The organism is Cohnella candidum, from assembly GCF_003713065.1.
In the GTDB taxonomy this organism is placed as follows: Bacteria; Bacillota; Bacilli; order Paenibacillales; family Paenibacillaceae; genus Cohnella; species Cohnella candidum.
The window spans coordinates 1393318-1420179 of record NZ_CP033433.1 but is presented as its reverse complement, the minus strand read 5'-3'; the positions used below and the strand labels follow the sequence as shown (position 1 = coordinate 1420179).

At 58.4% G+C, this 26862-nt stretch carries 21 protein-coding genes; 6 read left to right on the top strand and 15 right to left on the bottom strand.

The window, feature by feature from the left end:
- Positions 1 to 217 precede the first annotated feature (217 nt).
- Positions 218 to 826, top strand: coding sequence for an ANTAR domain-containing response regulator (locus EAV92_RS06655; RefSeq protein WP_123040336.1), 609 nt, complete (start codon positions 218 to 220; stop codon positions 824 to 826).
- A complete protein-coding gene (locus EAV92_RS06650; RefSeq protein ID WP_123040335.1) occupies positions 823 to 1845 on the top strand; it encodes an anthranilate phosphoribosyltransferase in 1023 nt (340 codons plus the stop codon). The genes EAV92_RS06655 and EAV92_RS06650 overlap by 4 nt, the downstream gene beginning before the upstream one ends.
- Here the strand turns inward: EAV92_RS06650 and EAV92_RS06645 are convergent.
- Both EAV92_RS06645 and rpiA read right to left on the bottom strand, forming a co-directional pair.
- Positions 1842 to 3176 carry a hemolysin family protein gene (locus tag EAV92_RS06645; protein WP_123040334.1) on the bottom strand — a complete coding sequence of 445 codons (1335 nt, stop codon included), beginning with the start codon at positions 3174 to 3176 and terminating at the stop codon, positions 1842 to 1844. The genes EAV92_RS06650 and EAV92_RS06645 overlap by 4 nt on opposite strands.
- Before the next feature lie 118 nt (positions 3177 to 3294).
- On the bottom strand, positions 3295 to 3975 hold the full coding sequence (gene rpiA, locus EAV92_RS06640) for a ribose-5-phosphate isomerase RpiA (protein ID WP_123040333.1): 681 nt from the start codon (positions 3973 to 3975) through the stop codon (positions 3295 to 3297).
- Positions 3976 to 4079: 104 nt separating this feature from the next.
- Between rpiA and EAV92_RS06635 the strand changes: the two genes are divergently transcribed.
- The gene (locus EAV92_RS06635; RefSeq protein WP_123040332.1) at positions 4080 to 4538 is read left to right on the top strand and encodes a hypothetical protein; all 459 of its coding nucleotides are present in this window, start codon (positions 4080 to 4082) and stop codon (positions 4536 to 4538) included.
- 33 nt (positions 4539 to 4571) lie between these two features.
- Here the strand turns inward: EAV92_RS06635 and EAV92_RS06630 are convergent, their stop codons facing one another.
- Both EAV92_RS06630 and EAV92_RS06625 read right to left on the bottom strand, forming a co-directional pair.
- The gene (locus EAV92_RS06630) at positions 4572 to 5120 is read right to left on the bottom strand and encodes an SGNH/GDSL hydrolase family protein (protein ID WP_123040331.1); all 549 of its coding nucleotides are present in this window, start codon (positions 5118 to 5120) and stop codon (positions 4572 to 4574) included.
- Positions 5117 to 5959: a Gfo/Idh/MocA family oxidoreductase gene (locus tag EAV92_RS06625; protein ID WP_123040330.1), complete on the bottom strand. Its 843-nt coding sequence runs from the start codon at positions 5957 to 5959 to the stop codon at positions 5117 to 5119. The genes EAV92_RS06630 and EAV92_RS06625 overlap by 4 nt, the downstream gene beginning before the upstream one ends.
- Before the next feature lie 184 nt (positions 5960 to 6143).
- On the opposite strand from EAV92_RS06625, the gene EAV92_RS06620 reads away from it, so the two are divergent.
- A complete protein-coding gene (locus tag EAV92_RS06620; protein ID WP_123040329.1) occupies positions 6144 to 6323 on the top strand; it encodes a hypothetical protein in 180 nt (59 codons plus the stop codon).
- Between the two features lie 7 nt (positions 6324 to 6330).
- On the opposite strand, the gene EAV92_RS06615 is transcribed toward EAV92_RS06620, so the two are convergent.
- The 4 genes from EAV92_RS06615 to wrbA all read right to left on the bottom strand — a co-directional run bounded on the left by EAV92_RS06615 (position 6331) and on the right by wrbA (position 10384).
- Entirely contained in the window at positions 6331 to 7041 is a 711-nt protein-coding gene (locus EAV92_RS06615; protein ID WP_123040328.1) for a hypothetical protein, read from the bottom strand.
- 477 nt (positions 7042 to 7518) lie between these two features.
- Positions 7519 to 9213, bottom strand: coding sequence for a M3 family oligoendopeptidase (locus EAV92_RS06610; protein WP_123040327.1), 1695 nt, complete (start codon positions 9211 to 9213; stop codon positions 7519 to 7521).
- A gap of 86 nt (positions 9214 to 9299) precedes the next feature.
- Positions 9300 to 9695 carry a YkvA family protein gene (locus EAV92_RS06605; RefSeq protein ID WP_123040326.1) on the bottom strand — a complete coding sequence of 132 codons (396 nt, stop codon included), beginning with the start codon at positions 9693 to 9695 and terminating at the stop codon, positions 9300 to 9302.
- Positions 9696 to 9769: 74 nt separating this feature from the next.
- Entirely contained in the window at positions 9770 to 10384 is a 615-nt protein-coding gene (gene wrbA / locus EAV92_RS06600; protein ID WP_123040325.1) for an NAD(P)H:quinone oxidoreductase type IV, read from the bottom strand.
- Between the two features lie 150 nt (positions 10385 to 10534).
- Here wrbA and EAV92_RS06595 point away from each other — a divergent pair, with 150 nt between their 5' ends.
- Positions 10535 to 10720, top strand: coding sequence for a hypothetical protein (locus EAV92_RS06595; protein ID WP_123040324.1), 186 nt, complete (start codon positions 10535 to 10537; stop codon positions 10718 to 10720).
- Between the two features lie 34 nt (positions 10721 to 10754).
- Here the strand turns inward: EAV92_RS06595 and EAV92_RS06590 are convergent, their stop codons facing one another.
- Both EAV92_RS06590 and EAV92_RS06585 read right to left on the bottom strand, forming a co-directional pair.
- Positions 10755 to 16463: a HAMP domain-containing protein gene (locus EAV92_RS06590; RefSeq protein ID WP_123040323.1), complete on the bottom strand. Its 5709-nt coding sequence runs from the start codon at positions 16461 to 16463 to the stop codon at positions 10755 to 10757.
- 1 nt (position 16464) lies between these two features.
- On the bottom strand, positions 16465 to 18108 hold the full coding sequence (locus tag EAV92_RS06585; RefSeq protein ID WP_123040322.1) for a response regulator: 1644 nt from the start codon (positions 18106 to 18108) through the stop codon (positions 16465 to 16467).
- Between the two features lie 172 nt (positions 18109 to 18280).
- Here EAV92_RS06585 and spoIIP point away from each other — a divergent pair, with 172 nt between their 5' ends.
- Complete coding sequence (gene spoIIP / locus EAV92_RS06580) at positions 18281 to 19756, top strand: stage II sporulation protein P (protein WP_123040321.1); 1476 nt, start codon at positions 18281 to 18283, stop codon at positions 19754 to 19756.
- A 53-nt stretch (positions 19757 to 19809) separates the two neighbouring features.
- On the opposite strand, the gene EAV92_RS06575 is transcribed toward spoIIP, so the two are convergent.
- The 5 genes from EAV92_RS06575 to EAV92_RS06555 all read right to left on the bottom strand — a co-directional run bounded on the left by EAV92_RS06575 (position 19810) and on the right by EAV92_RS06555 (position 26854).
- Positions 19810 to 21255 carry a stalk domain-containing protein gene (locus EAV92_RS06575; RefSeq protein ID WP_123040320.1) on the bottom strand — a complete coding sequence of 482 codons (1446 nt, stop codon included), beginning with the start codon at positions 21253 to 21255 and terminating at the stop codon, positions 19810 to 19812.
- An 81-nt stretch (positions 21256 to 21336) separates the two neighbouring features.
- Positions 21337 to 22845: a choice-of-anchor L domain-containing protein gene (locus EAV92_RS06570; RefSeq protein WP_123040319.1), complete on the bottom strand. Its 1509-nt coding sequence runs from the start codon at positions 22843 to 22845 to the stop codon at positions 21337 to 21339.
- 539 nt (positions 22846 to 23384) lie between these two features.
- A complete protein-coding gene (locus tag EAV92_RS06565; RefSeq protein ID WP_123040318.1) occupies positions 23385 to 24368 on the bottom strand; it encodes an NAD(P)H-quinone oxidoreductase in 984 nt (327 codons plus the stop codon).
- Positions 24365 to 25486 carry a transglutaminase domain-containing protein gene (locus EAV92_RS06560; RefSeq protein WP_164472648.1) on the bottom strand — a complete coding sequence of 374 codons (1122 nt, stop codon included), beginning with the start codon at positions 25484 to 25486 and terminating at the stop codon, positions 24365 to 24367. The genes EAV92_RS06565 and EAV92_RS06560 overlap by 4 nt, the downstream gene beginning before the upstream one ends.
- Positions 25487 to 25579: 93 nt before the next feature.
- Positions 25580 to 26854, bottom strand: a complete 1275-nt coding sequence (locus EAV92_RS06555; protein ID WP_123040316.1) for an erythromycin esterase family protein — start codon at positions 26852 to 26854, stop codon at positions 25580 to 25582.
- Between the last annotated feature and the right edge of the window lie 8 nt (positions 26855 to 26862).

The window sequence follows — 26862 nt, the reverse complement described above, 5'->3', positions numbered from 1 at the left end:
ATGAACTCATTTTCCGTTGCGAAAGCAGGCTTCGTTGCCGCTCGTCAGGATACACCGTTGTATCCGGGGGATTTAAGTGGTTACGAGTACTATACCTTGCCGGATTGTTGTATGTCAATATAAGTTACATAAAATAGTTGTTTTTCAGGAATACATCGACACATCCCTTAATTTTGTGTTATATATTTTAACATCAAGATTGAAAGGAGCGGCCCTCATGCGTTCTTTGTTGGTGATTCATCATGAAGCGGCGGCCACGGAGACGAAGGAATCGAAGCCGGGCTCCGTCCTGACCTCGATCGGCTTCCAAGTGACTTTGGCTGACGGAGAAGAGCGAGCCGCCCGGGGGATCGCCGAGGCGGACGCGGCCGTGCTCCACCTGCCGGTATCGCGCATCAAAGCATGGTCCGAGTTCCTCCATCAATGGAAGAGAATGCCCCTTATTTGGTGGTGCAGCGCTTTTTCCGCTTCGGCTTCGCTGGACGCCTGCGAGGATGACGTCGTGATCGACGGGATCCTGACGCCGCACATGGAAAGCCATGAAATCCACTGGGCACTGCAGTTTGCCGCACGCGCCTTCTTCCAACGTGAACAATGGCTGGAGGAGCGCAAACAGCTGCTGGCTCGCGTCGAAGAACGCAAATGGATTGACCAAGCCAAAGCCATCCTATGCGAAATCAAAGGCATCAACGAAGCGGAAGCTTACGACATGCTGCGCAAACAGGCCATGAACGAACGAAAAAGAATGGTGGACGTCGCCACTTCCATCGTGAAGGTATACGAAATCCTGCAAGAATCCAAACCGAAAGGAACGAAACGCAAATGATCCATCTGCTGAAGGAAGTGGCGCGAGGCAAGCGGGGAGCGCGCGATTTGACGTACGGGGAATCGCTTGAGGCGGCGGAGAAAATCCTCTCCCTGGAAGCGACGCCCGCCCAGATCGGCGCCTTCTTTATCGCCGAACGCATCAAAATGGAAAGCGTCGAGGAACTCGAAGCTTTCGTCGCGGTTTGCCGGAAACACACGTACCGCCCGCCCGTCCAGCGGGGGCTGGATTGCGCCGGCCCCTACGACGGCCGCCGAAAGTCGTTCATGGCGACGATCCCGGTTTCGTTCGTCCTCGCCGCCGCCGGGCTGCCGGTCACGCTCCACGGTTCCGCCTCCCTGCCGCCCAAATGGGGAATCACCTTACAGGACGTATTCGCGGCCGCGGGCATTTCGGCCGACCGCCTGTCCAAGGAGGACTCGCTCCGAGCGGCGGAACGCACCGGATTGCTGTATGTACAGGCTGAGGATTGGTGCCCGCCGCTGAAGCGCCTTCGCCCGATCCGCGAAGAGCTCGGCATGCGGACCGTCCTGAATACGGCGGAAAAACTCATCGATTATGCCCATTCGCCCTATTTGGCTTTCGGCGTTTACCATAACACCGTATTCGACCGGCTCGGCCGCCTGCTGACGAGCCTGGAATATAAGAAAGCGCTCATCATCCAAGGAGCGGAAGGCTCCGAAGACCTCCACATCGACCGCCCGACGAGAACCTATCTCGTGGAAAACGGCGAAGCTCATTTGCGCGTCATCGATCCCGACGCCTACGGCTTGGAAACTCCCGTTCCAGAATCGGAATGGACGGCCGCCGACCAGCTCCGCGTCGCGGAAGAGGTGCTGCGCGGGCAAAGCGAAGCGGCTTACCTTCATCAGACGGTGCTTAATGCGGCGGTTCGATTAACCTTGGCCGACAAAGCGGAATCAGTGGAGCAAGGCTTGTATACCGCGAAAGCCGTTCTCGATTCGGGCGATGCTTTCGCGCGCTACGAAGAATGGAAATCGACGCTGCTCCGGCCTTAATGGGTCCGGGGCGGGTCTTGTTCCACCAATCTTAAGTCAGGAGCCGGCGCCGCCCGGTTCACGATCTCGATCTTGCGGATGCGATGGTTCTCCCTTTCCCTTACGATAAAGGTCAATTCCTCGTGGTTCCAGGCCATCCCTTTTTCAAGCTCCGGCTGCAAGGCGTACAGCCAGCCCCCGATGGAATCGACGGAATCGTGCTTCAGACGGGCTCCGAGCAACCGGTTTACTTCTTCCACGGGCGTGACCCCCTCCACCAAATATCGGTTGCCCCCCAGCGGTTCGATCGGCCGCTTCTCGTCCGCGTCGAATTCGTCGCGGATTTCCCCTACGATCTGCTCCAATATGTCCTCGATGGTGACCAAACCTGCCGTACCGCCGTATTCATCCAGCAGCAAGGCGATATGAATCCGCTCCTGCTGCATGCGAGGCAGCAGCTTCTTCACCGGCGTGGCCGAAGGAACGGTGAGCACCGGCTGGATGATCGAACGGAAATCGAACGCAGGATCCGCCACGTACCGCAGAAAGAACTGCTTCGTATTGATGAAGCCGACGATATCGTCTTTGCTTTCTCGAGCGACGAGAAAACGCGTGAACGGTTCTTCGCGGACGACGGACAAATGCTCCTCCAGGGATTCATGCTCATACAGAACGACGATATCCGTGCGGGGCACCATGATCTCCCGGGCCAGCAGCTCGTCGAAATTGAAAATCCGGTCCACGTACCCGAACTCGGTCGGATTAATCTTGCCTTTCTCATAGCTCTCCGACAAAATAATCCGGATTTCCTCTTCGGAGTGCGCTTCTTCGTGCTCGGACGCCGTTTTCATGCCGAACAGCTTCACCATGCCGTTGGCCGAACCGTTCAGCAGCCAGATAAACGGATACATGATCCGATGGAAGTAAATCATGATCGGCGCAATGAGCACCGCGATCTGTTCCGCCTTTTGAATGGCCAGCGTCTTGGGCGCCAGTTCTCCAAGTACGACGTGGAAATAGGTGATGGCCGCGAAGGCAATGCCGAGCGACAGCGCATGTCCTGCGGTCTCGCCGAAGCCGAGCCGGCCGAACAGCGGATTCAGAAGACTTTGCACGGTCGGCTCACCGAGCCACCCCAAGCCGAGCGCGGTGATCGTGATACCGAGCTGGCAGGCCGACAAATACCCGTCGAGGTTCCCGATCAGCCTTTGCACGGCCAAAGCGTTTTTCTTCCGTTCGAGCACCATCTGGTCCACGCGGCTGGGACGGATTCTCACGATCGCGAATTCGGTGGCGACGAAGACGGCGGTCAGCAGGATCAAGACGGCTACCGAAACGAGCTTGAGAATCATGGCATACCTTCCTTTGCATGCGAGAGGAAACGAACGACTCGCTTTTCCTCTTCTTTACCCCAAAAACGCCAAAGAAGCCTGCTCCGGAGAGGAGCAAGCTCTTTGACGATGCTGGCGGTTATTCGGTACGGCTCCGCGCAAGAACCTCAACATCCGTATCCGTGGCCCATACGACGATGTCCGCGGCTTCGGGAAACAAGCCGGTTTCCACGACCCCCGTCGTCAACTTGAGCTGCCGATGAAGCTCGGCCGGTTCCCGGATCGCGCCGAAATCCCCGTCCAAAATCCAATTTCCGTTGTCGGTCCGAAACGGCTTCTCCTCCGCCATCCGCAGCGAGGTTTGCCCGCCTATCTCGCGGATCCTTCTGGCGGTCGCTTCCCAGCCGAACGGCACCACTTCGATCGGCACCCGGAACTTTCCCAGCTCCGCCACCCTTTTCGAATCGTCGGCAACGATGACGACCTTGTCCGAATTCACGGCCGCCATTTTCTCGCGAAACAGCGCACCGCCCCCGCCTTTAATCAGATTGAAGCGGGGATCGATTTCATCGGCGCCGTCGATGGTGAGATCGATCTTCTCGACCTCGGCGAAAGTCGTCAGCGGAATCCCCAGTCGTTCCGCCAATTCCTTCGATCGTTCAGACGTCGGGATGCCGCGGATCGACAGCCCCTCCCGTACCCGTTCGCCCAGCTTCAGAATGGCCCAATAAGCCGTGGATCCGGTTCCCAGGCCAACGACCATCCCGCCCTGCACGAAGGCAGCCGCGCGTTCACCCGCCCGTTTTTTCTTGTCGTCCATGTGTCCGCACCTCATCTTGCCCGCCGCGAAACCGCGCGGGGATAGAAACAAACCTATATCAACCATACTATCCCTACAAAGCCGGCATGAAAAGGGGTTGGACCATGAAAACGTGGAAAACGGCGTTATGCGCTCTGTTGATCGGTTTTTCGCTGCTTCAAACCGCGCCCGTCTCCGTCGCGGCGGCGGATATCCAAAATCCGCCGGCCGTGAAGGCGCCGCCTGCTCAGAAGGAACATCCTTCGCTCGGAGCGAAAGCCCTCCGTTCCGGCCGCGCCGGCTTCCGTTCTCCCCGCATGGGATATACCGGGGGTACCCGCGCCCGCAATCCGGTGACGAACACGCCGGTTACCCGGACGCCAAGGGTGACGACGGGAAGAACCGGCGGGTTTTTCGGCGGCCTGTTCGGCGGGTTCCTGGCCGGCAGCCTGCTCGGCAGCCTCTTCCACCCGTTCGGTTACGGTGCGGGCGGCGGCGTATCGCTGCTGGGCATCCTGTTCTGGGTCGTGATTATATACTTCGCTTATCGGCTGCTTCGCCGCGCTTTCGATAAAGGACGATAAAACCGCTCAGGGACGCGACTAACTTTCGGGAACTTACAGATAGGCTTTGATTTTCTCGACGACCTGCGCCGCGCAACGGCGGCTCCCCTGCTCGGTCAGATGCAGCTTGTCTTCGCAGAGGAAGCCGTTCAAATCCGCCTTGACGAGCGCGTTCAAGTCGTTCACTTCGACGCCGCTGCTCCGCATGAGAAGGACGGCCGCTTCGTTGTAAGTATCGATCTCCGCATTGCTTCTTCCCGCGCCGTCCGGCGCGATCGGGGTCGTCGTCGCGAAAATGACGGCGGCCCCCGTTCTTTGCAGCTCGTTCAGGATCCGGCGGAGCGTCTCCAAGTATTCGGGCAGGGAGGTCAGCGCTTCCACCATCGGCGGTTCATGGTGCAGGTCCCACAAGCCGTTGTTCCAATGGACGACGTCCGGTTTGCCGAGATCGCGCAACCAGAGGTTCACGCCCCATAGCGTATGTTTGGCGAAACGTCCGTTCTCTTCGGGCGCAACGACTTCGGCAAGACCGGCCAACCCTTCGCGCACGAATGGCTCGTATCCGAGCCGAATGGAGTCTCCCAGCAGCAGCACTCGTTTCATGGCAGCTCCACCCACTCGTACGGCGCGGCGGCCGCTTTGCGGCCGTATTCGATCAGCGCGATGATATCTACGGTCTGGCGCTCTTCGACCTTCGGTTTTCCCGTTTCGAAAAATTCGATCAGCCGGCGGATGAACATGGAGAAGTAGTCGGATTCCGGAACGATCGCCAGCGTTTTGCCCGTTTCGTAGCCAACGGCCATCCGGAAGGGGCAATCCCAGCCGAAATGGTGAAGCGTCGCTTGTTTCCCGCCGTCAAAGCCGATCAGCATGGCCGGATTCGCGTCGGTGCCGATCGACATGATTCTCTGCGGACGGCTTCCCATCAAGGACACGATCGGCTCGATCTGGTGAATCGAATAATTCTCGAAGCTGCCCGGCCCCCAGCTGGCGATCGAAACGATTCCCTCTCGCTCGGCATTCTCGTATTCCGCCGCGAAGCGCATGGCGGAGCTGGAATACATCGGCGTGCTGTGAGCGCGGGCCAACTCGAACAGCGCGACGGCCGTTTCCCGGTCCGGAGCGAACGTCTTGTCCACGTAAGTGGGTTTGCCCGACTTCAGCGGCAAATCGGAAAGCTCCGCGTGGAACTCCGGATGGTCGGGGGACAGTACGATCAGGTAATCGGATTTGGCGACCACCGCTTCGATCGAGCCAAGGAGCTGCACGCCATTTTTCGCGCACCATTCGGCGTTGCTTAAGCCGTCTTCATTCGGGGAATCGATTTTGCCCCAGGCATAGGCGACCTTCATGCTGCCGCCGGAAGCCTCCTCGATCCACTTCGGATATTGGTTGGCATGCCATTCATCCAGAAAATAATCGATAAAGCCTATCGTTTTCATAGCATCCTCCGGGATCGCGGAATTTTGCTTTAAGCATATCACCGGACGAATATTTATTCCATACTTCATAAGAATTTTGGTGTTTTTTTCTCAACGGGCGTTCGTACCGACTTTGTGCCCCTGCCGTTCCCAAGCGCGTATGCTAATCCGAATCCTTCATTTTCACCCGGAAGGAGTGAGGAGTATGATCATCAAACACGGAAGCTGCGGATGCGGCTGCGGCACGTGCGGGGGACGGCGCAAACACAAGCACCACAACCACAAGCACCGCAAGCACAAACATCGCAAGTACTCGAAAAACCGGCCGGAAACCCGCTTGTTGTTCGTCAAGTGCGGATGTCACAAGCGGCGCAAACACGCCTAAAGGCCGGTTAAGTGACGCGCACCGCTTTCTCGGCCACTCGTTCCCAGATCGTATCGATCGTCAGTTTCAGGTTGGAGCCCCGCGTCGGATGCACGTACAATTCGTCCGTTCGGAAGTAATGCTCATGCCCGCCGATCATCGTAATATCTCCCACGAACCCGGGCGCGTACTTCCGCCGGTTCCAATACCAGATGCCTCGCCCGCTGCGGCTCCAACCGCTCCAGCTCCCCAGCAGCGTGATCGGATCCCGAAGCTTTCCCTGTTCATCCACCGCGGCGAAATAGCTGACCTTCTCCCGATACTCGGGCCGGATCGGCACTTTCGGGGATCCGACCTGCACGATGCGGAAGTCCGGGATGGCACGTTCGTTCATCAGCCGGACGGCCGCATGGTAAGAGGCCACGCAGCCCCCGCTGTGGCCGATGAACAGAACGGGACGGCCCGCCGACAGCCGCCGAACCTCGGCGGCCGCCTCCCGGCCGCCGGAGCGCCATGAGCCGTGAATGCGCAGCAGATCGGCGCCGACCTCCACGATTTGCCGCCACAGCCGGTGCGTATGATCGCCGTACGGAAACAGCTCCCGGATGACCGGATCCCGTCCGGCTTCCCGAAAGCGCTCCCGAAGCTCGCGTTTGCATTCTTTGAAAATACTCGGCGTCGATCCGATGCCCGCCAGCAAATAAATATCCCATTCCGGGTCGTTCGAGTCCTTCGCCATCCGTCTCACCGCCTCTTCACATTTTCCCCTAAAGGCGCTGCCGACAAAACATAAGTCCCGTAATCGCGTCATTCGCGATACGGGACTTATGCGGCGTGTTGCGTATTCATTTGCGCTTTCAATCGGATCTTCTATCCCCCTTCTCCGCCAAGCGATTCACGACAACGCCGGGACCGTCATGAGCGGGGCCGCTGTCGTCGGCCCTCGTCGCTTCCGCGCGGGTTTGGCAAGCTGCGGTCCGTGCGAGGCCGCAATCTCGTGCCGTTTCATTCGGTGCCGGGTGCTGTCAATCGCTTGAGATGGCTTTATTATAGCCCAGAACGGAATTGTGCGAAAATTCGAAAATATCGGATGTCGCCTGATTTACACCGCTTACATACGGTTTTGCGCGGTTCCTTTCAGCGCCTCTCCTATTCTCTGCCGTCCCCGAATAGGAAAGGCCGCCGACCCGGTTTCGGTTTCGGCGGCCTTCCTGCCCTACAGCTTCGTATCGTCGACCCCGTTCAGCCAGCTCTCGATGTCTCCGATAACCGAGACGACGCAGCCGTCGCGGAACGGCGAGATCAGACCGGCGTAATCGACCAGCTCGACGAACGAGCGGCTTCCCCCGACTTGGCACAGCTTCAGGTAATCCGCCCATGCCGCTTTCCAGTCCTCGTTCATCCGTTTCCAAAACTGGAACGCGCAAATTTGCGCGAGCGAATAATCGATGTAGTAGAACGGCGATTGGAAAACGTGGCCCTGCCGCTGCCAATATCCTCCACGCTCCAGATAGTCGTTCTCCTCGTAGTCGCGATGCGGTAAGTATTTTCGCTCGATGCGGCGCCATTCGCTTTTGCGTTCCTCCGGCGTCGCATCAGGATTGCCGTAGACAAAGTGCTGATACTCGTCGACCGTCACGATATAGGGAATGATCAGCAGCGATTGCGCCAGATGGTCGAATCGGTACTTCTCCGTGTCCTCCTTAAAGAACAGCTCCATCCACGGCCATGCGAAAAACTCCATGCTCATCGAATGGATTTCGCAAGCCTCGTAGGTCGGGAAGCTGTATTCCGGCACTTTAAAGCTTCTGCTCTGGAACACCTGGAACGCGTGTCCCACTTCGTGCGTCAGCACGTCGATGTCGCCGGAAGTCCCGTTGAAGTTGGAGAAAATGAACGGAGCGCCGTATTCGCTGAAATAAGTGCAGTATCCGCCGCTTTGCTTGCCCTTCTTGCTCACCAGATCCATGAGCCCGTTGTCCACCATGTATCGGAAAAACTCGTCGGTCTCCTTAGAGAGCTCCGCGTACATTTTCGCCCCATTGTCAAGGATCCAAGCGGGATCGCCTTTAGGCTTGGCGTTGCCCGTCTTGAAGCTGAACCCTTCGTCATAATAACGAAGACGGTCGACCGATATCCGGTTGCGCTGGCGTTCTTTCAGCTTCGTCGCTGCGGGCACGATATGCTCCAGCACCTGTTTGCGGAAGTTACGCACCATCTCTTCGTTGTAATCGGTGCGGCTCATCCGGTCGTACCCGAGCTGCACGAAATTGTCATAGCCGAGCTTCTTCGCGATTCTCGTCCGGACCTTCACCAGGTCATCGTAAATCCGGTCGAAGTCGGCTTCATGCTCGGCCATGAACCGGTAACGCGCTTCCGCCGCGCGCTTCCGCATGCCGCGGTCGGTGGACTGCTCGAAGGGAGTCAGTTGGGCGAGCGTGCGCTCTTCCCCTTCGAACGGGATTTTCGCGGAGGCGATCAGCGCGGCGTATTCCGTCGTCAGCTTATTCTCTTGCTGCAAGTCTTCTATGATGGCAGGGCTGAACGTTTTGAGCGAGAGCTCGGCGAGGCGGAAAAGCTGCGCGCCCCACTCCTTCTCAAGCTCGGCCCTGAACTTGGAACCGACCAATGCACGGTAATAATCCGTGACGAATTCCTGGATCACCGGGCTTACTTCGTCCATGAAATCTTGCTCGGCCTTGTAGAAGGCGTCGGTCGTATCGATGGAGTGGCGGACCGAGACGATCGTGTTCTTCGTGTCGAACTCGTTGCGCAATCGATTGATGGAGGCCATAACGCCGCTTTGCTTTTCATAGGAATCGGCTTCGTTAAAGGCGGCAATCAGCTCCTTGAACTGACGCCCGATTCGGTCCGCGTCCGGACGTTCATACGGAAACTCGTTGAAATTCATCCTCGTTTCTTCCTCCCTTGAGCGCATAGGATCGAATGGATCTTGCCCTCTATATCTATTTCTTTCCGTTCCAGGATTTTCCTCCCTCAAAACGATAAACGGGACAGGAAAACGATCAGCCAGACGGCAAATGCCGCCCATAATACGACGATAATGCCGCCCGCGATCCAGTTTTTCGGTTTGCCCGTTCGGCGAAACTCCTCTTCCGCCCGGGCTCGGCAATCTTGCACCACTTCTTTCGGAACCATGCGAATCGCGATGAGCACGCCGAGAGGAACGAGAATCAGATCATCCAGATAACCAAGCACGGGAATGAAGTCCGGAATCAGATCGATCGGACTGAAGGCGTACGCGGCGACGCATATAGCGAACAGTTTCGCATACCACGGCGTTCGGCCGTCCCGGCAGCACAAATAGAGAATATAGGAATCCCGTTTCAATTTCCGCGCCGCGCGGATCAGCCGCTCCGGCAGCAAAGCCATGCTAAAATCCCTCCCCGCGCAACAGTCAGGCTCTTCCTAACTGTATACGCGGGAGGGACCGAATTCAACTATCCTCAGCCTTGCTGCCCTTTTTTCACCCAGCTTGCGACGGTCACGACCCTTTTCGCCTGATGGACGACGGCGCCTTTGGGGTCGCCGACGATTTTGCCTTCCTGGTCGACGGTGACGCTCGTTCCGTAGGGATTCCCGCCGGCCGCATAGATCGATTGGTCCGTGTAGCCCGGCGCGACGACGATGGCTCCCCAGTGGTACATGGTCGTGTAGAAGTTGAGGATCGTGGCTTCCTGACCGCCATGGGCGTTAGAAGCGGAAGACATGGCGCTGACGACCTTGTTGGCCGTTTTACCTTGGAACCAGATGCCGCCCGTCGTATCCAGGAACTGCTTCATTTGTGAAGCGACGTTCCCGAACCGGGTCGGCGTGCTGAACAGGACGGCGTCAGCTTCCACGATATCGTTCGGCGTAACGACCGGTACGTCCTTCGCGGCCTCTACGTGCGCTTTCCACGCGGGATTCGATTCGATCGCCGCCTCCGGAGCCAGCTCCTGGACCTTGAAGATTTTCACTTCGGCGCCGGCTTCCTTCGCGCCTTCGGCCGCCCATTGCGCCATTTGGTAGTTCGTTCCGGTAGAGCTGTAATAAACGATCGCTAATTTGACGGATGCCATGTTTGTCCCTGTTCTCCTTTGCATGCCGGCACTGGATGGCCGAATATTCCCTTTCATGGTGCGCTTTCGCCGAACATTTATGCACGCTTGGGCGCGCATAGCTGCGTGATGCGAGGGAACCGTAAGCGTAACACGCGTCGGGGGTGCCGCATGCGGAGCTTAAACGATTGGCTGCATGATTTGGCCGACAACTACGTCCTCCTTACTGCAGGAGCTATTCTGTTCTTCGCGGTGAAAGGACTGATCGGATATCTAACCTTCCGCCATTATGACAAGAGGCTGAGCCGGCTGGAATCGGAGCTTACCGGCCGAGAACCGCACCTGCGCCCCAAGTAAGAAGCCGCTGCTCACGCAGCGGCTTCCCGTCTTCTTAGGATTTGTCCAGCCAAGTCCGAATCATGGAGAGCAATTGTGCGCTGTTCACAGGCTTGGTGATGTAGTCCGAGCACCCGGCTTCCAGGCACAATTCGCGGTCACCTTTCATCGCTTTGGCGGTCAGCGCCAAAATCGGAAGGTCCTTGAACCGCGCTTGACGGCGGATCGTTCGCGTCGTCTCGTAACCGTCCATGCCCGGCATCATGATGTCCATGAGCACGATCTCGATATCTGGCGTGGTTTCCAGGATGCTGACGGCGTCATAGCCGTTTTCGGCCGGTATCACCTTCATGTGGTGCCGCTCCAAAATGGAGGTCAAGGCAAAAATGTTGCGGATATCGTCGTCAACGACGAGCACTTTCTTGTACTCGATCATCGCGTCGGATTGATGCAGCTTGACCAGCTTTTCCTTCGTGACGGCGGGCAGCCGTTCCGCTTTCCGATGGAGGAAGAGCGTCGTCTCGTCGAGCAGCTGAAGGTTCGACCTCGCTTCCTTCACGACCGCCGACTTCGTGAGCTCATCCCATTCGTTTTCTTCCTCTTGCGACAGCTTGCCTCGCGCGTGGATGACCACGGGAACGCGTTTGTTTTTGGCGTTCTTCTGCATTTCGCGGACGAAACGGACGACGTTGTAATCCGGCAGCCCCGGCGCGAGCACCACGCAGTCGAACTCTTTGGCGTTCAATTGGTTGAGCGCTTTGCGTCCAGTATCCACCGCAACGATTTTCAGCTCTTCGTCGCTCAACAGCTCCGAGATTTCCTTACGTTCCTCTTCCCCATGCGCGGCGACGAGCACCGTACGGAACGTCCGGTCGGCGATCCCGTTCAGCCGGTCGAGCGCTTGTTCCAGCTCCTCGTTCGTGACCGGCTTGCGGAAATAGTCGAACACGCCCTTCCGCAGCAGCTCGATCTCGTCTTCATCCACCGTCATGACGCAGATCGGAATGTGCCGGACCCGGATGTCGTTCTTGAAGCGCTCGAGCACCAGCCACCCGTCCGTGTCCCCGAGGTGAAGATCCAGCGTGATCGCCGCCGGTTCATAGCGGTGCGCCAGCTCCAGCGCATCTTCTCCTCCCGTCGAAATGACGGTCTTGATTCCTTTTTTCCGCAATAAATCCAGGATGATTTCGTTGAACTTCTGGTCGTCTTCGATGACGAGGAAGACACGATCGCCCGGCTCGATTTCGTCCCGGTCATCGAAGGGCTCGCCCTCTGCCGGCTTGATCGCGTGGCGGCTGCGTTTCGGCGGCGTGACGTCGATCACTTCGGGAACGTGTACTTTCTTGGGCTCCGGATCCGGATAATCCGCCTCCGTAGGCAGGTAGAGGTTGAACACGCTGCCCTGGCCGGACTCGCTGAAGAGGGTGATTTCCCCGCCCAGCATCTCGGCGATCTCCCGCGAAATGGCCAGTCCGAGACCGGTGCCGCCGTATTCGCGGTTCGTGCTGCCGTCCGCCTGCTGGAACGCTTCGAAAATAATTTGCTGTTTATCCTTCGGAATGCCGATACCGGTATCGCTGACCGAGAAACAGAGCACCGTTTTCGCTTTGACGAGCGAATCGTTATCGGGACTCCACCCGTCGGAGGCTTTGCGAACCAACAGCAGGATCTGCCCTTTCTCCGTAAACTTGAACGCGTTGGAGAGCAGGTTTTTCAGAATTTGCTGCAGCCGTTTGGCGTCCGTCACGATTCGGGAAGGCACGCCCGGCTCCACCCGGATCCGGAAGTCGAGATCCTTCGCGTCCCCCATGGGGCGGAACGTGCGGTCGAGACTGTCGGTGAGCTCAGGTACGGATACTTCCGTGAAGTCCGGGGTGACCGTGCCTGATTCGATTTTAGACAAGTCCAGAATATCGTTAATGAGGTTAAGCAATTCAAAACCGGACTCCTGGATGGTCTTCGCGAATTTGACCTGGATCTCGTTCAGATTTTCGTCCGGGTTTTCCGAAAGCTGCTCGGCAAGCAGCAGCAAAGAGTTAAGCGGCGTCCGGAGCTCATGCGACATGTTGGCCAGGAATTCCGATTTGTACTTGGAAGTCAGCGCGAGCTGTTCGGCTTTCTCCTCCAGGTAGCGCTTGGCCACCTCGACCTCGTGGTTTTTGCTTTCGACCTCCGCTTTCTGCAGGACGAGCAGCTTCGCTTTGTCTTCCAACTCGTCGTTCGTATGGCGCAGCTCCATCTGCTGCTTCTGCAGCTCTTCCGTGAGAGACTGCGACTGGATGAGCAGCTCTTCCGTGCGCTGGTTCGCCTGCATCGTGTTGATGACGATCCCGATCGATTCGGTAAGCTGATCGAGGAACGCGATGTCAATGTCGCTGTACGGCCGGAACGAAGCCAGCTCCAAAATCGCAAGCACCTGATCCTCGAAAATGATCGGCAGCAGCACGATATTCAGCGGCGTCGATTCTCCCAAAGCGGAGGAGATGACGACGTAATCTCCCGGAACATTCGTCAGGAGGATCCGCTGTTTTTCGATCAAGCACTGCCCCACGAGACCTTGTCCCGCGCGGAATTCGTTCGACAAATGCTTGCGGTTCTGGTAAGCGTAGCTCGCGAACAGCTTGAGCACCGGTTCTCCGTTCGACGGCTCGTTGATGTAGAAGACGCCGTGCTGCATGGACACGAGCGGCGCCAGCTCGGACAGGATCATGCGGCTGACCGCGTACAGGTCCCGCTGGCCCTGCAGCATCCGGGTAAACTTGGCGAGGTTCGTCTTCAGCCAGTCCTGCTCCGTATTGATGCGCGTCGTTTCCTTCAGGTTGCGGATCATCTCGTTGATGTTGTCTTTCAAGGTTGCGACCTCGCCGGACGCGTTGACGTCGATCGCCCGCGACAGGTCGCCGTTCGTCACGGCGGTCGCGACGTTCGTGATCGCGCGAACCTGGGTGGTCAGCGTACTCGCCATGTAGTTAACGTTGTCCGTCAAATCGCGCCACGTGCCGGCAGCGCCCGGCACGTTGGCCTGGCCGCCCAGCTTTCCTTCGGCGCCGACCTCCCGCGCCACGGTCGTCACCTGATCGGCGAACGTCGCCAGCGTCTCGATCATGTTGTTGATCGTATCCGTGAGCTCGGCGATTTCGCCTTTGGCTTCCACGTTCAGCTTCTGCTTCAGGTTACCGTTCGCGACCGCGGTCACGACCTTGGCGATGCCGCGCACCTGGTCCGTCAGGTTCGTCGCCATGATGTTAACGTTGTCGGTCAAATCCTTCCAGATCCCGCCGACGCCGCGCACCTGCGCCTGTCCGCCCAGCTTGCCGTCCGTGCCGACCTCGCGCGCCACCCTCGTAACCTCGGAAGCGAATGAATTGAGCTGGTCCACCATCGTGTTGATCGTATTCTTGAGCTCCAGCAGCTCGCCTTTTACGTCGACCGTGATTTTCTTGGACAAGTCGCCGTTCGCGACCGCCGTCGTGACGCCGGCGATGTTGCGCATCTGGATCGTCAGGTTGCTGGCCATGTAATTCACCGTATCGGTCAGGTCTTTCCAGGTTCCCGATACGTCCTTCACTTCCGCCTGGGCGCCCAGCTTCCCTTCCGTGCCGACCTCGCGGGCGACGCGCGTAACTTCGGAAGCGAAGTTACTGAGCTGGTCCACCATCGTGTTCATCGTGTTCTTCAGCTCGAGGATTTCGCCTTTGACGTCAACGGTGATTTTCTTCGACAGGTCGCCCTTCGCGACGGCCGTCGTCACGTCGGCGATGTTCCGCACCTGGTCGGTGAGGTTCCGCGCCATGTTGTTAACGCTCTCGGTCAGGTCCTTCCAAGTTCCGCCGACGCCTTTAACTTGCGCTTGGCCGCCCAGCTTTCCTTCCGTGCCGACCTCCCGCGCCACGCGCGTAACCTCTGAAGCGAAGGTGGAAAGCTGGTCCACCATCGTATTGATCGTGTTTTTGAGTTCCAGGATTTCGCCTTGGACGTCCGCCGTGATCTTCTTCGACAGGTCGCCGTTCGCGACCGCCGTCGTGACGACCGCGATGTTGCGCACCTGGTTGGTCAGGTTGGACGCCATGTAGTTAACGCTCTCGGTCAAGTCGCGCCACGTGCCGGCGACGCCGCGCACCTGGGCTTGTCCGCCCAGCATGCCTTCGGTGCCGACCTCGCGCGCCACCCGGGTAACCTCGGAAGCGAAGGTGGAGAGCTGCTCCACCATCGTGTTGATCGTGTTTTTGAGCTCCAGGATCTCGCCCTTCGCGTTAACGGTAATCTGCTTCGTCAAGTCGCCTTTCGCGACCGCCGTCGTCACTTCCGCGATGTTCCGCACCTGGTCCGTCAACGTACCGGCCATGTTGTTCATGCTGTCGGTCAAATCTTTCCAAGTACCCGACACGCCTCGAACGTCCGCTTGTCCGCCGAGGATCCCTTCCGTCGAAACCTCGCGCGCCACCCGGGTAACCTCGGAAGCGAAATTGCTGAGCTGGTCGACCATGATGTTGATCGTGCTCTTCAGCTGCAGGATTTCGCCTCTGGCGTCGACGGTGATTTTCTTCGACAGGTCCCCTTTGGCGACCGCCGTCGTGACCTCGGCGATGTTCCGAACCTGGTTGGTCAAGTTCAACGCCATGTAGTTAACGCTCTCGGTAAGATCCCGCCACGTGCCGGAAACTCCTTTAACGTCGGCTTGACCGCCGAGGATGCCCTCCGTGCCGACCTCGCGCGATACGCGGGTCACCTCGGACGCGAACATGGACAGCTGGTCCACCATCGTATTGATCGTATTTTTGAGCTCCAGGATTTCGCCTTGCACGTCCGCCGTGATCTTCTTCGACAGGTCGCCGTTGGCGACGGCCGTCGTCACGACCGCGATGTTACGGACCTGGTTCGTCAAGTTCGAAGCCATGTAGTTAACGCTTTCCGTCAGATCGCGCCATGTGCCGGAGACGCCCTTAACATCAGCCTGGCCTCCAAGCTTGCCCTCCGTGCCGACCTCCCGCGCCACCCTCGTGACCTCGGAGGAGAACATCGAGAGCTGATCCACCATCGTGTTGATCGTATCTTTAAGCTCGAGGATCTCGCCTTTCGCGCTGACGGTGATCTGCTTGGACAAGTCGCCGTTGGCGACCGCCGTCGTCACGGCCGCGATGTTGCGGACCTGGTCCGTCAGGTTGCTGGCCATGTTATTGACGCTGTCGGTCAGGTCCTTCCAGGTGCCCGACACGCCTTTGACGTCCGCTTGTCCGCCGAGGATGCCTTCGGTGCCGACCTCCCGCGCCACGCGCGTCACCTCGGAGGAGAACGTGCTGAGCTGATTCACCATCCGGTTGATGTTGCTTGCCGTGCGCTGGAATTCGCCGGTCAGCGGCCGGCCTTCGATCGCCATCTCTACATTCTGCGTCAGATCGCCTTTGGCGACCGCATTGATAACGCGAACCATCTCGCTCGTCGGCTGGATCAGATCGATGACGAGGCCGTTCAGCGATTCGAAAATGGCATCCCAGGAACCGCCGTGGTTTTTGTGCGTGAACCTTCGCGACAGGTTCCCTTCCTTGCCCACGACTTTGGCGACGGTCTGGATTTCGTTGACCATGCTTTCCTGGATGTCCATGATCTCGTTAAACGTGTCCGCGACTTTCCCGGCGACGCCGGTTCGGTCGTACGGCATCCGGAATCCGAAGTTGCCTTTTTTCATCGCCATGAGCGCGTTCAATAGCTCGCCGGCGTCAATCTGTCCTTCCTTGGTTTCCGGAATTTCTTGATGCTCCGCCATCTCAATGATCCTCCCCGTCTGTATCTGCATACTTTCGAATAAGCTTGCTTACGTGTTCCAGCCGAATCGGCTTCGCCACGAAATCGTCCATGCCGGCGGCAAGGCAGCGCTCCTTCAACTCTTGGGTAGCGTGTGCCGACATCGCGATAAGGATCGGTTTATGGAATCCGCTTCCGCTTCGGATTCGGCTAGCAGCCGTCCACCCGTCTTGTACGGGCATATGGAGATCCAGGAAGACGAGATCGTACTCGGCGGCCTGGACTGCTTTCAGAACTTCCTCCCCGTTTCTCGCCCAATCCGCCGGATAACCGATCTTGTGCAGCATTTGCTGCAAAAGCCTGCCGCCGATTTCGTCGTCCTCGCCGACCAGGATCCGCAAGGAGCTGCCCTGCAGCGCGTTCATGGCGGCGTACGGGTCCTCGCCGTCGGTTTCGTACGTTTCCGGCGGTCCCGCGGCGCCGCAGTTCTTGGCTCGGATCGTGAAGATGAACTCCGCTCCGCCTTCTTCCTCCGATTCGGCCCGAATCGTCCCTCCCATCAACTCGATCAGCGACTTGCTGATGGACAAGCCGAGTCCCGTGCCGCCGAACTTGCGCGTCGTCGAAGCGTCAAGCTGGGAGAACGGCTGGAACAGCTCCGGAATCCGGGCTTTCGGAATGCCGATGCCGGTGTCCCGGACGCGGAATTCCAAGCCCAGCTCATCCCCGGTTTCCGAAATCCGATTGACGGTGACGGTGATGCCGCCTTCTTGCGTGAATTTGACCGCATTGCCGATGAGATTGTTCAGCACTTGGCGCAGGCGGTTCATGTCGCCTTTCACGCATTCGGGCAGGCTGGGATCCATGATCACCCGCATGTCCAGATTTCGCTCGCGGATTTTCGCGGTAAACAGGTCGACCGTTTCCAGAAGACAATGTTCCAGATGGAAGGGCTCGTCCTCGAGCTGCATTTTCCCGGATTCGATTTTGGAGAAATCGAGAATGTGGTTGATGACGGACAGCAGCGCGTTTCCGCTTTTATGGATGATTCCGGCCATCTCGGCGCAATCTTCCGACAAGTCGGCGGTCAGCAGCAAATCCGACATTCCGATGATGCCGTTGAGCGGAGTGCGGATTTCGTGGCTCATCATGGCCAGAAATTCCGACTTCACGCGAGAAGCGACCTCCGCGGCTTCCTTGGCCTGAATGAGCGCTTGGTTGGTCTTCTCCAGCTCTCTCGCTTGTTTCTGCAAAATCTCGCTCTGAATCTGCAAGGATTTGTTCGCTTCGTACATCGCGACGTAGCCTTCGATTTTTGATTTGAAGATTTGAGGAATGAATGGTTTCGTCATATAGTCCATCGCTCCGACGGAATAACCGGCGAAGATATGTTCCATTTTGTTGCTGGTCGCGGTGAGGAAGATGATCGGGACGTATTTCGTTTTCTCCCGCGTCCGGATCAGGCTGGCGGTTTCGAATCCGTCCATGCCCGGCATTTGCACGTCCATGACGATCACGGCGAACTCCGTCTCGAGCAAGCAGCGCAGCGCTTCCATGCCCGAATAGGCGCGAACCAGGCGATAAGGCTCTCCGCTCAGAACCGCTTCTATAGCTACCAAGTTTTCCGGATGGTCGTCTACAAGCAGGATATTAACGGGATAATCCATGGCGCCCCTCTCTTTCCGGATTTTGGCTGATTGGCGTTTCATTTCGGCAATACAGGTTCTATACCCACGTCGAAATCTGATGAAACTCTCATTCAGATGAACATTCTCTCATTTGCGGAAACTTTCAGTTCCATTCCGTGTCTCACTAGTATCAACTAGATTGAGGTGCAGAATGAAAAGATCGCTATCCGCTTTGTTGCTCTTGATCGTTGTTCTCGCGACTGTCCTGCCGGCCGCCTCGGCCGCGCAATCTCAGCCGCTTACCTTATTCCTGGATGGGAAAAATCTCCATCCTTCCGTTCCGCCCCGCATCGTAAGCCAGACGACGATGGTCCCCGCGCGGACGATCTCCGAAGCGCTCGGCGCCGCGATCGTCTGGAATCCAGCCAACCGTACCGTCACGATTACCCGCGGGCAGTCGTCGCTCTTGTTGACCGTGAATAAAAAGCAAGCCGTCGTGAACGGAAATAACGTCACCTTGGAACAAGCTCCGATGATCGTGAGCGGCTCGACGCTGCTTCCGCTGCGCTTCATCGCCGAAAATCTCGGCATTCTCGTCCGCTGGGACAAGCCTACGCAATCCATCAATCTGTGGACGTCGGACACGACGGTTTCGGGCAGCGATCCGGCGACGGATCCCACCGTCCCGTCCATCCCCGGCGGAGCATATCCGGAGCTTGAAAACATCGTTTACGTGAACAACCAGCTCGCGGTCAAATCGACCGGCGACATTACGCCTACCGTGACGACGCTCACGAATCCCGACCGCGTGGTCGTCGACATCCCGGGCCTCCAGTTCTCCCAAGCGATTCCGGAGCCTGGCGAAAACGTCATCGCGGAGCTGCCCGGTATCCCGGCATCGGATCCGCTCGTCTCGAAAGTCCGATACTCCATGTTCGATAAGGCGACCTCTACGGTGCGGATCGTCGTCGACCTGAAGAAGCCCGCGACATATCAAGTCGTAAACAGCGGCGACCAGAACAGCCTGATCGTGCACATGGCAGCACCGCAAAGCCAAGGCTCCGCGGTGCTGATCTACCACTCGCACAACCGGGAGTCGTTCCTGTCGCTGCTGCCCGGCGTCACCAATCCGAATCTGGCATTCAACGCCACGCGGAACATCCAGCTTCTCGGCGACCGCCTGTCCCAGGATCTCACGGCGAAGGGCGCCGAAGTCTACCATGCCGACGACGACTATCAGTCCATCTACGGCAGCAGCTTCAGCACGGGCAAAGCCTACGTCTATTCGGAGAAAACGGTCAAAAGCGAATTGGCCCAGCACCCGCAGATCAAATACATCTTCGACATCCACCGCGACTCCAGCTCCCGCAGCGCGACGACGATCAACATCGGCGGCACGAACTACGCGAAGCTGTACTTCGTCATCGGGCTCGAAAACCCGGACTGGAAGAAGAACGACGCCTTCGCCAAAAAGCTTCAGAGCCTGATCAATGCCAAGTACCCCGGCATCTCCCGCGGGATCTACTATAAAGACAAAAGCGTCGGCAACGGCTGGTACAACCAGAACCTGTCCTCGCGCGCCGCTTTGATCGAGGTCGGCGGCGCATACAATACGCTGACCGAAGGCAACCGCACGATCGATATTCTGGCGGACGCGATCAACCAGCTTCGCCTTTCCGGTTATTAATGAGAGAAAGAGTGTCCTCCGCGGAGGACACTCTTTCTTTTTGGGTACTTCGGTTATTTGCGCAGCACGACCGGCTGGCCTTGAAAGACGGCATTCGCGGCTCCGTCATGAAAGGGATTCACTTCGTCGTAATCAGGTTCGATCACGACCTCGCCCGCCGTATTCAGATACCCCCATCCGGCAGGACCGCGGAAGGCGACAAGACCTTCGGACAATCCGGTGAGCTTGGTCGGTGAGTGCAGCACGTATTCGCCCTTTACGTTTACGAGCGCCCAATTGCCGTCCTGCTTCCGGACGACGGCCAAGCCGTCCTTGAACGGTTCCGCCGTGATGAACCGGGCGGAAAAAGCGGGCTCGCCGGCAGCCGTCACGAAGCGGTAAGGCGCCGCCTTGTCGCCGTCATCCCGAATCAGTTCGTAACCCTCGCGGAATTTCGATTCCTGCGGGTCGGTCGTCAGGATAACCGCGTGAGCCGTCGGCTCCCACACGATTTGCGCCCCCGCGCTTTCACTGACGAAACGCAGCGGGACAAGCGCGTTTCCTTTCACGATAATGGGTGCGGCCGCCAGCGTGGCGGCTGCCCCGTTCACCGCGGCCTTCACGGATCCCGTTTCCAGATCGATTTCCGAACCCGGCTTGGAAGCGTGGATTTTGCCGTCATTCCATTTGACTTCGTAGCCGAGCCTCTCGAACAGCGCGCGCATCGGCACGAACGCCCGGGATTGGATCATGGCGGCTTGCCCGCTGAACGGCTGCAACTCGCCGTCGATCAGAATCGGAATGTCATACGGGACCGCCGGAGGTTCCGCCGGGTCGTAGAACAGGTCGACGGGGCGCGCTTTTTTGATCGCTTCGCTCCAGGCGTTCATCGACGGCAGCAAAGGATTGCCGCGGACGTCAAGGCGAAGCAGCCGGTTTTGCGCGGCATTCATTTTCGGATCCAACGGCTTTAAATCCTGAATCCGGTTGCCGTAGGCGAAGAAGCTGTCGAGCTTCTTCATGGAAGCGACCGGCGCGACGCTCGCAATCCGGTTGTAGTTCGCCTGCAGAACCGCCAGGCTGCCGAGCCCAGCCAGAGACTTCAAGCTAGAAACGCGGTTGGAGCTGATGTTCAGGTAGAGAAGCGCAGGCAGCTTGCCGAGCGCCGAAACGTCGGAGATCCGGTTGTCGTTCAGATCGAGCTTTTGCAGTTTATTTAATGCCATTAGTGGGGTGACGTCCGAAATCCGGTTGTGGCTGAGGTCCAAATCTTCCAGCTCCGAAGCGTACTGCAACCCTTCCACGCTGCGGATGCGTTCGCCGGGAACGGCAAGCCTGCGCAGCTTGAGCAAGTCTTCTTTCGTCACCGCGCGGCTTCGGATCTGCAAGACCTGGCGGATTTCGTCCTCCAACCGGGGATCGGGGACGAGCTTGCCGTCTCCTTTCGCCTCCTCCGCGAACGCTTGCAAGGGCAGCGCCAGCAGCAGGACCAGAACGCCTATGATCAGGCTTTTTCTCACGTTTCGATCACCTTATGGGCTTAGGATTTGAGAGCCGGAGCCCGCAAGGGGCCCCGGCCCTCCTTGGTTCAACGCGTACGATTAGAGGTGCGTATCATTATCCTGAATGCTGACCCACGTCCACTTCTTCGCTCCGAGAACGGCGCCGGTCGGGTTTTTCAAGAACACGCCGAACGTCTCCAGGGCTTCCGGCAGCTGATCGTCCACGATGTCTACGGTAACCGTTTTGGACGTTTCGCCGGCCTGGAAGGTTACCGTGCCGGACGTGCCATGGTAATCCTGGCCGTTCACGGCCGTTTTGTTGCAGAAGCAATATTGGGCGGTGGACACGCCGTCCGTGCTGCCGCTGCGCACGATCGTAAGCGTAACGGTGCCGTCTCCTTCAGCGGTGAAATAGCTGTCGGATGCGAACTCGATCGAGGCCGGATCCTGCGGAGGCGGAGTGCTCTCGTCGTTATCCGTGATCGTCAGCGTCGCATTTTTCTGCTGTCCCAGTTCCGCCCCGCCCGTCGGATTGCTGAGCGCGAGCTGCACCGTTTCGCTGCCTTCGGCGACGTTGTCGTCCGTAATCGGAATGGAGAACGTTTTGGAGGTTTCGCCGGCAGCAAAGGTCAACGTACCGGAGGTCGCGCCGTAGTCTTGACCCGCAGTCGCCGTTCCGTCGGACGTCGAATAGTCGACGCTGACCGCGCCGGACGTGCCGTTGGAGCGGGTGACGGTAATGACGGCCGAACCGCCGTTTTCACCGACCGAATAAGCAGGTTGGCTGAATTGCAGGTTGCCGACCGGTTCGGAGGTGAACGTATCCGCGCCGAAGAAGATCGCGGAATCCAGGACGGCGTCCCCCGCGTCGGCGAGAGCCAGCTTAATGTGGTTGGTCACGCCTTTGTGGACGGGGGCTTCGATGTTCAGCACCTTCGTAAAGCCGTCCATCTCGGTGTTGAATTTGGCGTCTTCGCCGTAAAACTCGTTGTCAACGTACAGGTCGCTGTTTTTGTCGTTGTTGATGTTGTCGATCGTCACGGGGGTAACCCCGTCGTTCAGCAGCGCGATGTTCGTGCCGTTCAGGAAAAACCCGAATACGTCGTTAAAGCCTTTATTCACGTATTCGTTGTACTCGTCTGACGCGAACACATACTTGAATTTCAGCACGTCCCCGGCAGGAACGAAGTCGAATTCAAGAACCGAGGCGTCGTACGTGTCGTCTTCCGCGAGCGCGGTCAGGTCAGCGTCTCCAGCGCCATCCAGATCGTCGCCGATTCCCGTATTTTGGTTAGGCCCGATGACGTTCGAGATGTTGCCGCTGCTGAGCATGATGCCTTTGTCGATCCCGATGATGCCGTTGCCCCCGTCGAACGTGCCGGCTTGCACGTTTTGTCCGGAGAAGGTTACGTTGCTGACCGTCACGGAACCTCCGAGGAAAGCTTGTACCAGCTGCTCCTTGGTCAGGGAGCTCGACAGCGGGCTGACCGCCAATGCCGGGTCCGCTGCGCTTGCCCCTGCCGGGAAAGCCGCCAGCAGCATCGGCAGCGCGGCGGCGAGCATGGACCATTTTCTTGCTTTGTTTCGCCAATTGCTTCTGCGTTTCACGATTCAACCTCCAAATGATATTTTAGATACATTACGTATAACTACATCATTCTAGGAGGTTAATGGAAACAACACAATACATTTTGTATCAAGATTGTATTAAGATTTTCATGATTTCGCGGTATGAGCGGGCCATAAGTAGTCGTGGTTTACTTAAGGAGTTGGATTGTGGGGGTACGTGAGGGTTTAAGTAGTCGTGGTTTACTTAAGGAGTGGGATTGCGAAGATACGCACGGGTTTAAGTAGTCGTCGTTTACTTTGAGGATCGAGTTACGGAAGTTCGCACAGGCTTAAGTAGTCGTAGTTTAGCGAAATCCGCTGCCGAGGACGGTTTCGCCGTCTTGCGGAGACCAGGCAAAGCGAAATCCGATCCCGAAGACGGTTGCGCCGTCTTACGGCGACTCGGCAGAACGGAATTCGCTCTCGAAGACGGTATCACCGTCTTGCGGAGACCAGGCAGAGCGAAATCCGCTCCCGAAGAAGGTTGCGCCGTCTTACGGAGACCAAGCAGAGCGAAATCCGATCCGGTCCGCCCCCTCTTACCCGCCAACCCGGAGAACGATTTTGCCTGCGTTGAGGTTCTGCTCCATGTAAGCATGCGCCTCGGCCGCTTTCTCCCAGTCCCAGACGGAGTCGATGACCGGCCGAATCCGTCCTGCCTGCAAGCCGGGCATGGCGAATGCGGCGAACCGCTCCGTCAGGCGGATTTTCTCTTCCTTCGGCTGCGAGCGCAGCGCGGTTCCGATCACCTGGATCCGCCGGCGCAGCAGATCGCCCAAATCGACATCTTCCACGCGGCTCCCGCCCATCGTGCCGAGGATGATGAGCCGGCCGTCCATCGCGAGCGATGCGAGGTTTTGCCGCCAATACGGCGCGCCGACGGAGTCCAGGATGAAGTCGACGCCTTTGCCGTCCGTCTCCTCCAACACCTCCGCGGAGAAGTCCCCCGCGCGGTAATCAATGACCCTCGCGGCGCCGAGCTGGGCGCATAAAGCCCGTTTGGCTTCGCTGCCTGCGGTGCCGATGGTTTTCACCCCGGCTTCCCTCGCCAGCTGGATAGCTGCCGTGCCGACGCCGCTCGCTCCCGCGTGAATCAGCGCCGTCCGGCCTGCTTTCAGGCCGCCAAGCTCGAACAGGTTCAAATAGGCGGTCAAGAATGCCTCCGGAACCGCCGCCGCCTCCTCGAACGTCCAGGAATCCGGCACCCTCATGGCCATGCCCGCCGGAATGCACACCCGCTCGGCGTAGCCGCCTCCGGGGAGCAGCGCAAACACGCGGTCGCCAGGTTTCCAACCGCCGGAGGCCGCCGGTCCCGCTTCCTCCACCTCGCCGGCCATTTCCAATCCGAGGATCGATGATTCCCCCGGAGGCGGCGGGTACAAGCCGCGACGCTGCAGCAAATCCGCACGGTTGAGCGCCGTCGCGCGAACGCGCACCCGCAGCCCGTCCTCAGGCAGCTTCGGTTCGTCGGCTTCGCCTAAGAACAAAGATTTCGTCTTCTCATCTACCAAAACGGCTTTCATCGGAATTCCACCTTTAACACCGTATCTCCGGGATCCCCAAGAGGAAAAGGCAATGAAGAAGTCGACACCGACTTCAGCCCCGGCACCTCGTCCAGCAGTGCTTGCAGATCCGGCTGGCGAGTACCCGCCGTCCATCGGACGGTCACCGACGACTTGCCCGCTTTGCGGGCGGAGCGAATCCTCTCTCCCAGCTCGCTTTCGTTATCGGCCGTGTTTTTCGCGTCCAGCAGCGGATAACCGAGCGTGTTCCGCAAGCCGTCGTAGAACGAAGCTTTTTTGCCGTCGGCTGCGATCGCCTTCTTAAGCGTTACTCCATAGGAAGTGACGGCCGCCGGATAGGTCTTGGTCCACCGGTGATCCCGGCCGATCTGCTCATCGGTAATTAAATAATACCCGTAAGTCGTCCTTCCCTTGGCGTCCGGCACCGGATCGTCGAAGGTCGTGTCGAGATGGTACCATTTGCCGTCCAGGTTCACGAGGTTCCATGCATGAGGGCCGGTGGACACCGTCCCTTCCACGATGCGGTTTTGAATGCCGCCTTCGTTCAGCAGCCGATACGTGAGCAGCGCATAACCTTGGCACACGGTGACGCCCTTCGTCAGCGCGGCATAAGCGGAGTGCTGGACCAACGTACGGTCGTAAGCGACGTTCAGAAGTACCCAGTCGTGAACCGCCTTCACTTTCTCGTGCGCGTTCATGCCCGGTTTGAAAATCGATTTGGCGATTTCTTTCACGCGGGCGGTCACGTACTCGGTCTGCTTGGCGTTCTCCCAGTAGCCGACCTGAACGCGGATTGTCGCCTCTTTCTTCGTATAGGACATGCTCCAGCGATAGGAAGAAACCGTATAGGCCAAACCGTCGTCGGCTGCGAAAATCGATTCGATCGCTTTGGAAATGTCCGCGGAAAGCGAGCCGGTGGCGCCTTTATAAGGCACGGTAAACGATGTTTCCCGGGACGTCAAGTGCTGCTTCAAGGCCGTCCTCAGCGTCGTATAAGACGAAATCGCCGCATTCGCCCCATGAGCCTGCGGCGTAACCTGCTCGGACAGCGACACGGCGGTCCAGCCGAGCCAGGCGGCCAGCACCGAAACCGCGGTCTTTGTTTTCCAGTACGCCATGAGCCTCTCTCCTTCGTGCAAAGTTCTCTCTTTGAACTTTACCATCCGGCGGAGGACAAAATGAATCTTTTTTTGCTTCCAGCTTCCAGCGCGTCAAACGTGCAAGACCTCCACCTGCAGCGGTTCCAGCGCCTTCGTAACGTCTACGTAAACGAACGCGTCATACCGGCTCGACATGCGTGACGGAACGTAGTTGCCGCGCTCCCGGCGCGGGTGGTAAACGACGCCGATCGCGCGGTGTCCGATCGTCTCCGCGAACAGGTCTTCATGCTCCCGAAGCATCACGATTTTATCCTCGCGGCCGGCCCGGTGCATCAGGTCTTCCCAGCTGCCGTCGATCGCGGGCGGCACGTCCATGCGTTCGATCTCGCCGCCCCACTCTCGGGCCGCGATGACCGTGCCGCGATGCGAGCCGAACCCGACGGCGAACACTTGGTCCCGCCCGAGTTGCTCACGCACCAACTGGCCGACGTTGACCATTCCTTCCTCCGCCATGTCCGTCGCCCTTGCGTCCCCGATATGCGTGTTGTGCTCCCAGACGATCGCTTTCGCGTCGGGACCGTAAAACGCCCTCACGCGGTTTAACGCCTCGACCATATGTTCATCCCGGATGTTCCACGACTCCGGTCCGCCTCGCACCATGGAACGGTAATAGCGTTCGGCGTTCACCGCCACGAGCGCATTCACCTCGTCGTGCAGCGCGGCTTCCGCGTCTTCCTCCGCGCGTTTCCGCTTAGCGCGAAGCTCCGACAGCAGCTTGACCACCTCGTCCTCGCAGGTATCCGAGAAGAAAGCCGCCGACACCCCGTAAGTTTGGGGATCCCTGCTGAACGGGTCGAAGCAGGCGAACGCCTCTTTCGCCGTCTGCAACTCGGACGCCCCTGTTCGTTCCAGATGGCGGATGACCTCTTCCATCGACTCCCACAGGCTGTACACGTCCAATCCGTAAAAACCGACTTTACGGCCGGACTGCGACAATTCGTCATTATGCTTGCGCAGCCAGTCCGCAAGCTCCATCACTTCGCGATTCGCCCACATCCACGTCGGCCACCGGTTGAAATCCTCCAGCGCTTCCCGGACGCTTACCGCAGCTCCCGGAGCATTTTTGACATACCGGTTCAGCGTGCCGCAGGAGGGCCAATCCCCTTCGACCGCGACGAAATGGAATCCCTTGGTCCGGATGAGCCGTTTGGTGATTTCCATACGAAGCGTATAGAATTCCGACGTGCCGTGGGACGCTTCTCCGAGCAGCACGACCCGGGCGTCAGCGGCGGCTTCCACGATCGCGTCCAGATCGTCCGGCCGGTTCAGCGGGATCGACCTTTCCCGGATCTGCCCGATCAGCTTTTCGGCATCCGAATGAAACACGTTGTTCG